Below are 13309 nucleotides of genomic sequence, written 5' to 3' on the forward strand. Positions count from 1 at the left end.
TTTTATTATTTTTCTTTTATTTTCTTATGTCAGACAGATTATTATGATCCCAGAACTCGGCTTTATTGCATTGCTTATTGCATTACTTTCTTCTTTCTTGCTTACGTTAATTCCGCTTGTAGGTATGATAAAACGCAATACGAATTTACTGAGTTATGCCTGGAATTTCAGTTATCTGTTTGCCATTTTCAGCACGATTTCCATTGCCTGTTTAGCCTATTCTTTTTCGGTTAATGATTTTTCGGTGGAATATGTCGCCGCCCATTCGAATTCACAGCTTCCTCTGTTTTTTAAAATTGCCGCGACCTGGGGCGGGCATGAAGGCTCCATGTTATTCTGGCTGTTTTCATTAAGTTTATGGACTGCCGCTTTTGCTTTTTTCAGTCGAAAAATTGATCCTGTTTTTTCAGCGCGGACCCTTTCTATTCTCGGTTTTATTTGTTTGAGTTTTGCTATTTTTATTCTGTTTTTTTCCAACCCTTTCATTCGTCAGTTCCCTTTACCGCCGGAAGGGCGGGATCTTAATCCGATGTTGCAAGATATCGGTCTGATTATTCATCCGCCGCTGCTTTATTTGGGTTATGTGGGGTTCGCGGTAAATTTTGCTATGACTTTATCCGCCATGCTAGGCGGACATGTTGATGCCGCTATCGCACGCTGGACAAGAATTTGGGTATTGTTATCATGGTTCTTCTTAACTTTGGGCATTATGCTCGGTGCATGGTGGGCATATTACGAACTCGGCTGGGGCGGCTGGTGGTTCTGGGATCCGGTGGAAAACGCCTCGTTGATGCCTTGGTTAATCGGTCTGGCGTTATTGCACAGCCTGATAGTTACCGAACAACGCGGGATTTTCAGCTATTGGACGATACTTTTTTCATTATTTGCCTTTGCTTTCAGCCTGCTTGGCACCTTTATCGTGCGTTCCGGCGTATTAACTTCGGTTCACGCTTTTGCCGTGGACGGCGAACGGGGGACTGCATTATTACTTATTTTCTTCCTGTTAACGGCGTTGGCATTAACCGTTTTTGCCCTTAAAGTCAATTTGCGTCAAAGTGCGGTCCGTTTTTCTGTTTTTTCGAAAGAAAGCTTTTTGTTGTTGGCTAATGTAGTTCTCACTATTGCCACTGTCAGCGTGTTTTTAGGAACTTTTTATCCAATGGTATTTTCGGCGATGGGCTGGGGTTCTATTTCCGTCGGTGCGCCGTATTTTAATAGCATTTTTGTACCTTTGTTGCTGATTATGCTTATTGCGATGGTTTTTGTATTAGCTACAAAATGGCAAAAAATGAACCGCACTTTATTGCGGCAAAAATCAATATTGCTTATCCCCGCCCTTCTGATTGCATATTTGATTATTCATTTCACCGTTCGGCAGGATGAAAGTCTGCGCTTTCATTTTTCCGCATTTGTGCTGCTTAGTTTGGCAATTTGGCTGTTGCTTGCAACTTTATGGATAAATTGGCGAAAAATAGGGTTGCGACGGTCAGGCATGATCCTTGCTCATTGCGGTGTCGCCCTTGCGGTGGTTGGTGCGGTGATGTCCGGTTATTTCGGCAGTGAAATCGGCGTACGTTTAGCGTCGCAACAGAGCCAAATGTTAAACGGTTATGAGTTCCGCTATATAGGCTTTACTAATGAGCTAGGTCCTAACTTTACTTCGGAAAAAGCGCATTTTGAAATTTATAAAAATAACCAAAAACTGACCGCACTTTATCCGGAACGCCGTTATTATGAGGTACGAACTATGAATATGTCGGAAGTAGGCATTCAATGGGGCGTTTTAGGCGATATTTATATTGTCATGGGAGATAAGCTGGCGCCGAATGAGTTCAGTTTTCGCCTGCATTACAAACCTTTTATCCGCTGGTTATGGCTGGGCGGAATCTTAATGGCGTTAGGCGCTTTAGTGGCCGCCGTAAGCCTGGTTCAACGGAAAAAACACCATGGCGTTTTCATCGGCAATTAAAAAAGAATAACATAATGAAAAGAAAAGTATTTTTATTTTTACCTCTGATTGTTTTATTGGTTATCTGCATTTTTTTAATAATGGGATTAAAGCAGGATCCGAAAAAAATTGCTTCGGCGTTAATCGGTAAACCTGTGCCGGAGTTTTTCCAGGCGGATTTACTGGATAACAACCGTATCATTAGCAATAAACATTTGCCGAAACAGCCTTATTTGCTGAACGTATGGGGTAGTTGGTGCTATTACTGCCAACAAGAACATCCGCTTTTAATGGAATTGGCGGAACAACGTATTCCGATTGTGGGTTTGAATTATCGTGACAAAAAGCAAGGCGCTCTAGAAATGTTAGCTAAAAAAGGCAATCCTTTTGCGTTGGTGATTGACGACAGCCGCGGCGAATTAGCAATGAAATTAGGCGTGGACGGCGCGCCGGAAACCTATGTAATTGATGAAAACGGCGTAATCCGTTACCGTTATTCCGGCGCTGTTGACAAAACCATTTTACAAAAAGAAATTCTTCCCGAATTCAATAAGTTAAGAAACTAAATGAAAAAAATACTGTTCTCCATATTGGTGTTTGTAAGCTTGTCTCTACAAGCGGAAATGGTCGATACCTATCAGTTTAAAAACGTAGAAGATCGCACCCGCGCGGTTGCTTTGGCGAAGTCTTTACGCTGCCCGCAATGCCAGAATCAAAATCTGGTGGAGTCGAATTCTCCCATCGCTTACGATTTACGTATCGAAGTGTATAAAATGGTGGATGAAGGTAAGTCGAATCAGCAAATTGTGGAAGTGATGACTTCCCGATTCGGCAATTTCGTTTTATATAAACCGCCTTTTGAACTTACTACGGCATTGCTTTGGTGTTTGCCTATCGGGTTACTTTTATTGGCGGTATTGTTAATGGTGCGTTATTTGCGCCGGCGCTCGGAAAATCGCGAAATTTGCACCGCACTTAGTGAGCGGCAACGCCGGGAATTGGCGGAATTATTGGCTAAAAATAAGGGTAAAAAATGACGCAATTTATTATCGGGCTTATTATTTTTGCCGCCATCGGGCTTTTGCTTTTTGTGTTTTTTACCAAAAAGGTAAGTTGGCAGCAAAATTATCGTCAGCAGCAAAATATCGCTTTATATGAACAGCAACTTCAAAGTAATCCGGGCGAGGAACTGGCAAATGAGTTCGCTCAGCGTTTATTAATGGACGAACAACAAAGTGAAGCGGCGCTAACATTGAAAAGTGCGGTCGGTTTTAGCCGAAAATTATCGGCGCTACTGTGGCTGGTACTTGTCGTTATGCCGTTGCTTTATTATTTTTCTTTAAACCGCTTCGATTATGTACGGCAAGGGGAAAAAGCCTTTGCTCAACAACAAAGCCGGTTAATTACCGCCAGTGCCGAAGATAAGAATATTGATTATGTGCTATCAATTCAAAACAAACTGCGTAAAGACCCGAATAATGCCGACGATTGGGTTGAACTCGGACAGGCTTATATGTTGAGCAACGATTATGATAACGCTTTGCTTGCTTACGGCAATGCGGAAAAATTAGAGGGTGGCAAACCCCATATTTTAGGTTTAGCGGCAACGACGTTATATTATCAGGCGGGGCAAAAAATTACCCCGCAGGTACAACATATTATCGATATTGCTTTAGCTGCCGATCCTAAAGAAGTGTCGAGCCTTTCCTTAATGGCGTCGGACGCGTTTTTAAAAAACGATTTTCCAAGCGCATTGCAATATTGGCAGCAGTTATTGGATTCCGGGCATACGGGGATCGATCGTCGGGAAATTATTCGAAATATGAATCTGGCGACAATGCTGCAAAATAACCGGATGCAACAAAAGGCAAATTAAGTGTGAAAAACTATTCGGAAACAATCATTATCGGTGCCGGCGCCGCGGGTTTATTTTGTGCCGGGCAAATCGGCAAAGCGGGAAAATCCGTCACGGTTTTTGATAACGGCAAAAAAGCGGGACGTAAAATCCTGATGTCCGGCGGCGGATTTTGTAATTTTACCAATTTAGAGGTTTTGCCTTCCCATTATCTTTCCCATAATCCGCATTTTGTGAAGTCGGCGTTGGCGCGCTTTACCCAATGGGATTTTATCGCCATGGTTGCGGCGCAGGGTATTGCTTATCATGAGAAAGAATCCGGGCAGTTATTTTGCGATAACGGCGCGGAAGATATTGTGAAAATGCTGGAAGCGCGATGTACCGAAAACCGGGTGAGCATTCAGTTACGACAGCGCATTGATTTGGTGGAAGCGGTACATAATGATGAAAACGCGCGTTTTAAAATTCAGTCCGGCGGGCAAACCTGGTATTGTAAAAATCTTGTGATCGCAACCGGCGGGTTGTCTATGCCGGCGCTGGGCGCCTCGCCTTTCGGCTATCAAATCGCCGAACAGTTTGGTCTTAATGTGCTGTCGCCGCGTGCAAGTTTAGTGCCTTTTACTTATCGCGAAAATGACAAATTTTTAACCGCACTTTCGGGTATTTCGTTGCCGGTACGGGTAACGGCACAAAACGGCAAATCCTTTAGTAACAACTTGTTGTTTACTCATCGGGGCGTTTCGGGGCCGGCGATTTTACAGATTTCCAATTATTGGCAGCCGAATGAATCGGTGGAAATCGATTTGTTGCCGGCGGATTCTATTGATGAATATTTGTCGCAATTAAAAGCAAGTTCGCCGAAGTTACAATTAAAAACCGCATTATCCCGTATTTTGCCTAAAAAACTGGTGGAATTATGGTTTGAGCGGCAGCTGCTGCAAGACGAAACTTTGGCTAATTTAAGCAAAGTGCGGTTAAAAAATCTGGAAAATCTAATTCATCATTGGCAGTTTCAGCCTAACGGTACCGAAGGTTATCGCACGGCGGAAGTAACTATGGGCGGCATTGATACGAAGGAAATTTCTTCCAAAACCATGGAAAGCCAAAAAGTAAAAGGGTTATATTTTATCGGCGAAGTATTGGATGTGACAGGCTGGCTCGGCGGCTATAATTTCCAATGGGCGTGGAGTTCCGCCTATGCTTGTGCGGTGGGAATTACGCAAACGGAGTAGCGTGAAATTAGACAAGAAAATACCGCGCTTTCTTGACAAAAGTGCGGTATTTTTTTATGGATTTTTGTTTAACAATCCTGACAAACCACAAAATTATATTCGTGGCGGGCGGCAATTTTCGCTTTACGTCGTTTTAGATGTTTTAAGCGCAAATTACGGCGTTTCGATAAACTCAAAGAGAGTTTGTTTTTCGTTTTTAATGAGGGTTTGCGTCGTCTTATTAACATAATTATTCCTGTTTTTCTTGGTTATCCGTTAACGGTAACGGTAAATTTTCGTCTGTCTCGCTTGGTTTGTCTTTATTATCGGCATTTTCCTGTACGCGATAATAATTAATAATACTGTTCATATAACGGCGGATATTTTCTACGTATTGAAAGGCTTCATATCCTCTGGCGTAACCGTATTTCAAATTAGGATAATAACGTTTTTCAGCCAATAACGGCAGATTCTTTTTCACATCCAGCCAATTGTCTGGGTCGCCGCCTAAATTTTTGGTTAAACGGCGCGCATCCAGCATATGTCCTAATCCCATATTGTAACCCGTTAAGGCGAACCAAATCCGATCTTCTTTTGGAATGCTGTCCGGCACTTGCGAAATCAGCCAATGCAAATATTCGGATCCCGCTTTAATACTTTGTTCCGCATCGGTGCGGTCGGCGATTTTCATCCGCTCGGCGGTATCTTTGGTTAACATCATCATACCGCGCACGCCCGTCGGTGAGGTAGCATTTTCGTTCCAATGGGATTCCTGATAAGCGATAGCGGCAAGTAAACGCCAATCCAAGTCACCTTTATATCGGTCAAATAAAGGGGCGTATTTCGGCAAAATATCATTAATCGCCTGCACGTACTGGCGCATATCTACGTAGTCGAACTGGCTGAAATGGTTGAAATATTTTTCTTCAATTCGGGCGATTAAACCGCCTTCAAGCGCCGTATTCATAAAATCCAGTAAGGCGGCTTGTAATTCATTGTAGGAGTTATTCGGCAAATACCAATGTACCGATGCCTCATCCGTTACGTCAAATGCCACGGCAATTTCAGGACAAACCTGCTGAACGGCGGAAACATCAATGGAATTTGCCACCGTATATTTAATTTTGCCTTGAGCCACCTGCAATAATAATTCTTCCTGAGTCTGGTTGTTTTCCAGCTGCCATTTTAAATTCGGATATTTTGTTTGATAACCTTGCAGAATCAATGGCAGTTCCGAACCGCGGGCGATAATCAGCTTGTCCTTGATTTGGCTTAGCGATTGCGGACGGCTTTCGCCTTTGCGGTAAACCAACTGCCAGGAAGCGGAATAATAAGCTGGACCTAATTGAAAAGTTTCCGCTTTTTTGGCTTGATAGAGTAAATTAGCGGCGGCAATATCGATTTCATTGTCTTCCAGCGCATCAAATAATTGTTCGCTGTTATCCATGGCTTTCATTTCCAGCTCGACACCAAGATAATCGGCAAACGCCCGGCTTAATTCATATTCCAAACCGGCCTGCCCTTCATTGCCGATAAAATAAGACACCGGATTATTGACCGTGCCGACAACTAATTTGCCACGTTGTTGAATTGCGTTATAGCGGTTTTCTTCCGAGCGCATCATTTGCTGCCAGGGGAATACCATATCGATAGCCCAGAGCACCAATGCGAATGCCGCGATTATCCGTAATAATAAACCTTTCAAATGAGAACTCTCTGTGTTTGGAAAATGATGGCATTGTAACCGTTCAATCAAAATTTCTCAAATATTCACAATATCCAAGGGAAATAAAGAAAAAGTGCGGTCCGAAAACGAGAAATTTTAATGTGATTATAGATTAACCCAATATATAAAAAGCGGAAAATTATGACGGTTTTCACGGAAGGCGGATAATCTTTCCAGCCTGTAAAAATACATAAGCAAACGTTTTCGTTTTGCCGGGATTTCCTTTATAATAAGCGGGATTTTGTTTAACTCGTTAAGGTACAAACCCTATGTTCCAGATTTTCCGCGGCTCACCAGCCCTTTCTGAATTCCGTTTAAACCAACTTTCCGCCCGTTTTCAAAAAGCAGATTTACCGGTGAAATCCTGCTATGCGGAATATTTACATTTTGCCGACTTATCGGCAGGATTAAGCGCTGAAGAAACAGATGAATTAGAGCAATTATTACATTATGGTCCGACTTTGGCGCAACACGAATCTAAAGGCGAATGCTTTGTGGTGATTCCGCGGGTGGGGACTATTTCTTCCTGGTCGTCTAAAGCGACGGACATCGCACATAATTGCGGTTTGGATAAAGTCGTGCGTTTAGAGCGCGGCATCGCATATTATTTTGAATTTGACCGCACTTTGAGCGCCGAACAACAGCAGCGATTGGTTTCCCATATTCACGACCGTATGATGGAAACCGTCGTTCGTGCGCCTGAACAAGCCGCCGTATTATTTGATTCGCAGGATCCGAAACCCTTTACCACAGTAGATATTTTAAACGGCGGTCGCAAAGCGTTGGAAATCGCTAACGTTGAATTAGGTTTAGCTCTGGCTTCGGATGAAATGGATTATTTGGTTGAAAATTTCACCGCGCTCGGACGCAATCCGAATGACATCGAACTTTATATGTTCGCTCAAGCGAATTCAGAACACTGCCGCCATAAAATCTTCAATGCGGATTGGGTGATCGACGGTGAGAAACAGGAAAAATCCTTATTTAAAATGATCAAAAACACCTTCGAGAAAACCCCGGATCATGTGTTGTCCGCTTATAAAGACAATGCGGCGGTGATGGAAGGTTCAAAAGTAGGGCGTTTCTTTGCGGATCAGGACTGTCAATACCGTTATCACAATGAAGACGCTCATATTTTAATGAAAGTGGAAACACACAATCACCCGACGGCTATTTCACCGTTTCCGGGGGCGGCAACAGGTTCCGGCGGTGAAATCCGTGACGAAGGGGCGACCGGTCGTGGAGCCAAACCAAAAGCGGGCTTAGTGGGTTTTTCCGTGTCTAACTTGGTTATTCCGGGTTTTGAACAACCTTGGGAAAACGAATTATCCAAACCAAGCCGTATTTCTTCCGCATTGGATATTATGATCGAAGGCCCGCTTGGCGGCGCCGCATTCAATAATGAGTTCGGTCGTCCGGCATTATTGGGATATTTCCGTACCTATGAAGAAAAAGTCAACAGTTTTGCGGGCGAAGAAGTGCGCGGTTACCACAAACCGATTATGTTAGCCGGCGGTATCGGCAACATCCGTGCCGAGCACGTGCAAAAAGGCGAAATCCCGGTGGGGGCCAAACTTATCGTGCTTGGCGGTCCGGCTATGAATATCGGTCTGGGCGGCGGTGCGGCATCATCAATGACTTCCGGTAAATCGAAAGAAGATTTGGATTTTGCCTCCGTTCAACGGGATAATCCGGAAATGGAACGACGTTGTCAGGAAGTGATCGACCGTTGCTGGCAAATGGGTGAAGGCAATCCAATCGCTTTTATTCATGACGTGGGTGCCGGCGGTTTATCCAATGCAATGCCTGAATTAGTGCACGACGGCGGTCGCGGCGGTAAGTTCGAATTACGCAATATTCTTTGTGACGAACGTGGCATGTCGCCGTTGGAAATCTGGTGTAACGAGTCGCAGGAACGTTACGTACTGGCGGTAGCACCGGAAAATTTAGCGGTGTTTGAAGAACTTTGTCAACGTGAACGCGCCCCTTATGCCATTATCGGCGAAGCGACGGAAGAAGAACATTTAATGCTGCACGATAATCATTTTGACAATAATCCGATTGATTTACCAATGAGCCTGTTGTTGGGCAAAACGCCGAAAATGACCCGTGATGTGAAATCAACACAGGTGAACAATAGCCCCGTTGACCAAACAAATATTGAATTAAAAGAAGCGTTCCACCGCGTATTACGTTTGCCGGTGGTAGCGGAGAAAACTTTCTTAATCACTATTGGCGACCGTACGGTAACCGGTATGGTTGCCCGCGATCAAATGGTCGGACCGTGGCAAATCCCCGTTTCCGATGTGGCGGTAACCACTGCGGCGCTGGACACTTATCACGGCGAAGCCATGTCTATCGGCGAACGCGCACCGGTGGCATTGTTGGATTTTGCCGCTTCCGCGCGTTTGGCCGTGGCTGAATCCATCACCAATATTGCCGCTACCAATATCGGCGATATCAAGCGTATTAAACTTTCCGCCAACTGGATGTCCGCAGCCGGTCACGAAGGCGAAGACGCAGGGCTTTATGAAGCGGTGAAAGCCGTCGGCGAAGAACTTTGCCCGGCTTTAGGATTAACCGTCCCGGTGGGTAAAGATTCCATGTCGATGAAAACCACCTGGAGTGAAAACGGCGAACAAAAAACCGTTACCGCCCCATTATCATTAGTGATTTCGGCTTTCGCACGCGTGGAAGATGTGCGCAAAACCGTTACTCCGCAACTTCGTACCGATAAAGGCGAAACCGCATTATTATTAATTGACTTAGGCGAAGGCAAAAATCGCTTAGGCGCCACCGCACTTGCACAGGTTTATAAACAATTGGGTGACAAACCGGCGGACGTAGTGAATGTTGAGTTGCTGAAAGGCTTCTATAATGCAATGCAAACCCTTGTTCAACAAGGTAAATTACTTGCTTACCACGACCGTTCCGACGGCGGTTTAATCGTTACCCTGGCTGAAATGGCATTTGCCGGTAATTGCGGTATCCGTGCCGAAATCAGCGCTTTAGGCGATAACGATTTAGGTATTTTATTCAGCGAAGAACTGGGCGCCGTTATTCAGGTACGCGAATCCGATTTAGCAGCGGTTCGCGAAGTATTAACCCAACACGGCTTAATTCATTTAACTAAAGATTTAGGCTTAGTGACGGAAGACGACGAATTTGAAATCAAACGCGGTACAAAAGTGGTATTGAGCGAAAAACGTTCCGAATTACGCGGAATTTGGGCGGAATTAACGCACCAAATGCAACGTTTACGTGATAATCCCGAATGTGCGGATCAGGAATTTGCCGCTAAGAAAGATCCGGCAAATCAAGGATTCAGCGCACATTTAACTTACGACATTAACGAAGATGTTGCCGCGCCATATATTGCAACAGGTAAGAAACCTCGTATTGCCGTCTTGCGCGAACAAGGGGTGAACAGCCATGTCGAAATGGCGGCAGCCTTTGACCGTGCAGGTTTTGAAGCCATTGACGTTCATATGAGCGATTTACATACGGCACGCCAAAACTTAAAAGATTTCAATGCGTTAGTAGCTTGCGGCGGTTTCTCTTACGGCGACGTATTAGGCGCAGGCGGCGGCTGGGCAAAATCTGTCCTGTTTAACACCGCACTTCGCGATCAATTCCAGGCATTCTTTGAGCGTGAAGATACACTGGCATTGGGCGTATGTAACGGTTGTCAAATGATCTCAACCCTTGCCGACATTATCCCGGGTACGGAAAACTGGCCTCGTTTTGTACGTAATACATCCGAACGTTTCGAGGCGCGCGCCGCATTAGTACGAATCAACGAAAGCAATTCCGTTTGGTTCCAAGGCATGGCCGGGTCTCATATGCCAATTGCCGTATCTCACGGTGAAGGCAGAGTAGAGTTCAAAAACGACTCACAACTGCAAGGCTTACGCGACCAAGGTCTAATTATCGCTCAATACGTAGATAACAACATCCGACCGACAGAAGTGTATCCCGCTAACCCGAACGGCTCCGTCGACGGTATTACCGCCCTAAGCAACACCAACGGCCGCGTCGCTATCATGATGCCGCACCCGGAACGCGTATTCCGCACCGTCAGCAACTCATGGCACCCGGAAGACTGGAGCGAAGACGGCGCCTGGATGCGGTTGTTTAGAAATGCGAGGGTGTTTTTGGGATAAAGTATAGTTTTTAAAGCACTTGGATTTTTCTGAGTGCTTTTTTTTTTAAATTATTAGACGTCGGATCCTAACTAGATTAAACTATACATCAGTTTATTGTTCATTTGCAGATGAATAAAGGTGAGTTTGTGCGGAGTTTTTTATTAGAATATACAAAAAGGGAAAGGGATGATGTTTCCAAGGAGACTGAGATTGAGATTGATATTCATGTTAATCTATGGGGGGTAAATGCTCGGAAACCAGAAATCGCTCCAATTATAGATTTTGGTTTTATGGTCGAGAATATTAAAAGTGTTAGTAGTATCATATTGTATTGTCCATTTCATATAGATAGAGTTGACGATTTAGGCGGTATATTATCTCAACAACCGGATCTTATTGAGGCAATATTTAATGAAGATTGCGAAGTTTTATCAAAAATTCATCCTAATAGAACTAAAATTACTAAAAGAGGTGATAATTTTAAATCCTCCAGTGAAGATCGGAAAGAATTTATACTATACAAATTAGATGCATCGTTAATTGAATTCTGCGATCAAGACGAGTATGGACGAGTAGAAGTTAATGTTAAAAACATTTTATCTGGCAATGAAGAAGTTTTACCATCCTTAAATGGTACTGATATTTACTATTTCAGAATAAGAATACATCCTAAAGACAATGATCATATTTATATTTTAAAGAGAGAAAATGAGCGTATAAATATACTACAAGATTCATCATTAAGAACAACTGAGATTATAGATTTTAGAATTAATGATTTTAGATCTATAACAGAAAATATAAAAGAAGAAGTTTTTAGATTAAATACTTTTAATATAAATAGCATTCATTATTTAATAATGAGAAGTTCAACTGATGAATTTATTTCTGGCTCTGATAAATATAAAAGTAGACTTTTAGAAAGAGAAGTTTGGAAAGACTATATAGAGTTAAATAAAAATAATGATGTAATAGCATATCATTTTAAAGAAATTGCAGAAGAAAAGAATGAAAATAATAAAAAATATATATCTTCTTTTACTAATCTTTCAAGATTTAAATATCCATTAAATGTTGGGAAGAGAATGCTATGTTATGTTTTAATTGTTATATTGATTTCTGTAATATCTAATTTATTTTATGATTTTTTTTTGAGATTTTTTCATTAGGAGGATAATTATGGAGTATCAAATAATTAAATATTCTGACATTAATCCTGATACATTAAAAGAACTATTTGAGCGTTTATCACTAGAATATTTAGAAAGCGAATCAGTACTCAATCAGCAAATTCAAGGTTTTCTTCCTGCATATCCAGATATTTCCAACTGGTATAATAAGGTTATTCAGGAGATAAAAATCAATCCGAATAATCGTGAAATGTTTATTTCATTATCAAATGAAAATAATTCATTATCTATTTCTGGATTAATGATTTTAAAAAATCATCTCGAAGAGAAAAAAATTTGCACATTACGAATAAAAGATAGCTATCAGAAAAAAGGTATTGGTTCTGAATTACTTGAGATTGCATTTGGATTTTTAGATACCAAAAAACCATTGATTACAGTTCCGGAAGAGTCTGTAGATATATTTTCAAGAATTTTTAATAAATATGGTTTTGAAAAGAAAGATGAAATTCCAGATTTATACCGGAAAAATAAAATTGAATATATCTATAATGGGTTGTTTAAATGAAAGTATTAATGTCTATTAAACCACAATATGTAGATAAAATTTTTTCGGGTGAAAAAGTTTATGAATTAAGAAGGAGGATTTTCCAAAAGAAAGTTAGTACTATTGTCATCTATGCAACAAGTCCTGTTATGAAGGTCATAGGAGAAGTTAATATAGATAGTATTGTAATTGATAGTCCTGAGAATATTTTTCGACGTTTTGAGAAGTCGATTTGTATTACTGAAGATAATTTTTTTAATTACTTTTTTAATAAAAATGTTGCTTATGCCATAAAGATAGGAGCTGTTTGTAAATATTCTAAACCCAAAGAATTAAGCTATTTCGGCATAGATAGGGCTCCTCAATCATATATTTATCTGAAATAGTTATATTCTACCTGTCCCGGCATGTGATTTAAAATCAGTTGTTCGATGAACTCTCGCGTGCCCGATCCTTTTTCACGCAATACTAAAGGTAATGTGGAAAGCTGATTTAAATCAATGGTTGTCATATCCCGTGGTTTGCCTTGATGTTTATCGGCGTGACAATCTTTAATTCTTTTGTATTATTACCGCAAAGTATCGTTGAACTGTTAATTACCCTAGATAATTTTTTACTAATGATGTCGATGGCGGCGTTAGGCTTAACCACGCAAGTTAACACCATTAAACAGGCAGGTATAAAACCTTTAATCTTGGGCTAGGTGGTGTGTCTTTGGTTAATTATCGACGGATTTGCGATTAATAT

General features: G+C 41.9%; 13 protein-coding genes. 10 read left to right on the forward strand and 3 right to left on the reverse strand.

Annotation, left to right across the window (positions count from 1 at the left end; all coding sequences use genetic code 11):
• Positions 1-43 precede the first annotated feature (43 nt).
• Genes nrfE through A4G13_RS06555 form a run of 5 tightly spaced genes read left to right on the forward strand, consistent with a single transcriptional unit; the run spans position 44 to position 5035 of the window.
• On the forward strand, positions 44-1969 hold the full coding sequence (gene nrfE, locus A4G13_RS06535) for a heme lyase NrfEFG subunit NrfE (protein ID WP_090656303.1): 1926 nt from the start codon (positions 44-46) through the stop codon (positions 1967-1969).
• 14 nt (positions 1970-1983) lie between these two features.
• The gene (locus A4G13_RS06540; protein WP_090656306.1) at positions 1984-2514 is read left to right on the forward strand and encodes a DsbE family thiol:disulfide interchange protein; all 531 of its coding nucleotides are present in this window, start codon (positions 1984-1986) and stop codon (positions 2512-2514) included.
• Positions 2515-2985: a heme lyase NrfEFG subunit NrfF gene (gene nrfF, locus A4G13_RS06545; RefSeq protein WP_090656309.1), complete on the forward strand. Its 471-nt coding sequence runs from the start codon at positions 2515-2517 to the stop codon at positions 2983-2985.
• Positions 2982-3824 (forward strand): tetratricopeptide repeat protein, encoded by an 843-nt coding sequence (locus tag A4G13_RS06550; protein ID WP_090656312.1) that lies wholly within the window; start codon positions 2982-2984, stop codon positions 3822-3824. Before nrfF ends, A4G13_RS06550 begins: the two co-directional genes overlap by 4 nt.
• Positions 3825-3826: 2 nt before the next feature.
• Positions 3827-5035: a BaiN/RdsA family NAD(P)/FAD-dependent oxidoreductase gene (locus tag A4G13_RS06555; protein WP_090656315.1), complete on the forward strand. Its 1209-nt coding sequence runs from the start codon at positions 3827-3829 to the stop codon at positions 5033-5035.
• 68 nt (positions 5036-5103) lie between these two features.
• On the opposite strand, the gene A4G13_RS06560 is transcribed toward A4G13_RS06555, so the two are convergent.
• Positions 5104-5262, reverse strand: coding sequence for a hypothetical protein (locus A4G13_RS06560; protein ID WP_011200972.1), 159 nt, complete (start codon positions 5260-5262; stop codon positions 5104-5106).
• A 2-nt stretch (positions 5263-5264) separates the two neighbouring features.
• Positions 5265-6719 carry a membrane-bound lytic murein transglycosylase MltF gene (gene mltF, locus A4G13_RS06565; protein WP_090656318.1) on the reverse strand — a complete coding sequence of 485 codons (1455 nt, stop codon included), beginning with the start codon at positions 6717-6719 and terminating at the stop codon, positions 5265-5267.
• Positions 6720-7009: 290 nt separating this feature from the next.
• Between mltF and purL the strand changes: the two genes are divergently transcribed.
• From purL to A4G13_RS06585, 4 genes are all read left to right on the forward strand, one after another.
• Complete coding sequence (purL, locus tag A4G13_RS06570; RefSeq protein WP_090656321.1) at positions 7010-10903, forward strand: phosphoribosylformylglycinamidine synthase; 3894 nt, start codon at positions 7010-7012, stop codon at positions 10901-10903.
• A 128-nt stretch (positions 10904-11031) separates the two neighbouring features.
• On the forward strand, positions 11032-12054 hold the full coding sequence (locus tag A4G13_RS06575; protein WP_090656324.1) for a hypothetical protein: 1023 nt from the start codon (positions 11032-11034) through the stop codon (positions 12052-12054).
• Positions 12055-12064: 10 nt separating this feature from the next.
• The gene (locus A4G13_RS06580) at positions 12065-12583 is read left to right on the forward strand and encodes a GNAT family N-acetyltransferase (RefSeq protein WP_090656326.1); all 519 of its coding nucleotides are present in this window, start codon (positions 12065-12067) and stop codon (positions 12581-12583) included.
• 8 nt (positions 12584-12591) lie between these two features.
• Positions 12592-12948 carry an ASCH domain-containing protein gene (locus A4G13_RS06585; RefSeq protein WP_207945315.1) on the forward strand — a complete coding sequence of 119 codons (357 nt, stop codon included), beginning with the start codon at positions 12592-12594 and terminating at the stop codon, positions 12946-12948.
• Here A4G13_RS06585 and A4G13_RS06590 read toward each other — a convergent pair.
• Entirely contained in the window at positions 12936-13073 is a 138-nt protein-coding gene (locus A4G13_RS06590; RefSeq protein ID WP_165898025.1) for a hypothetical protein, read from the reverse strand. The two genes, A4G13_RS06585 and A4G13_RS06590, sit on opposite strands and share 13 nt — an antisense overlap.
• Positions 13074-13091: 18 nt before the next feature.
• On the opposite strand from A4G13_RS06590, the gene A4G13_RS06595 reads away from it, so the two are divergent.
• The gene (locus tag A4G13_RS06595) at positions 13092-13265 is read left to right on the forward strand and encodes a putative sulfate exporter family transporter (RefSeq protein WP_090656331.1); all 174 of its coding nucleotides are present in this window, start codon (positions 13092-13094) and stop codon (positions 13263-13265) included.
• Positions 13266-13309 lie beyond the last annotated feature (44 nt).

Source organism: Basfia succiniciproducens, from assembly GCF_011455875.1.
Classification (GTDB): domain Bacteria; phylum Pseudomonadota; class Gammaproteobacteria; order Enterobacterales; family Pasteurellaceae; genus Basfia; species Basfia succiniciproducens.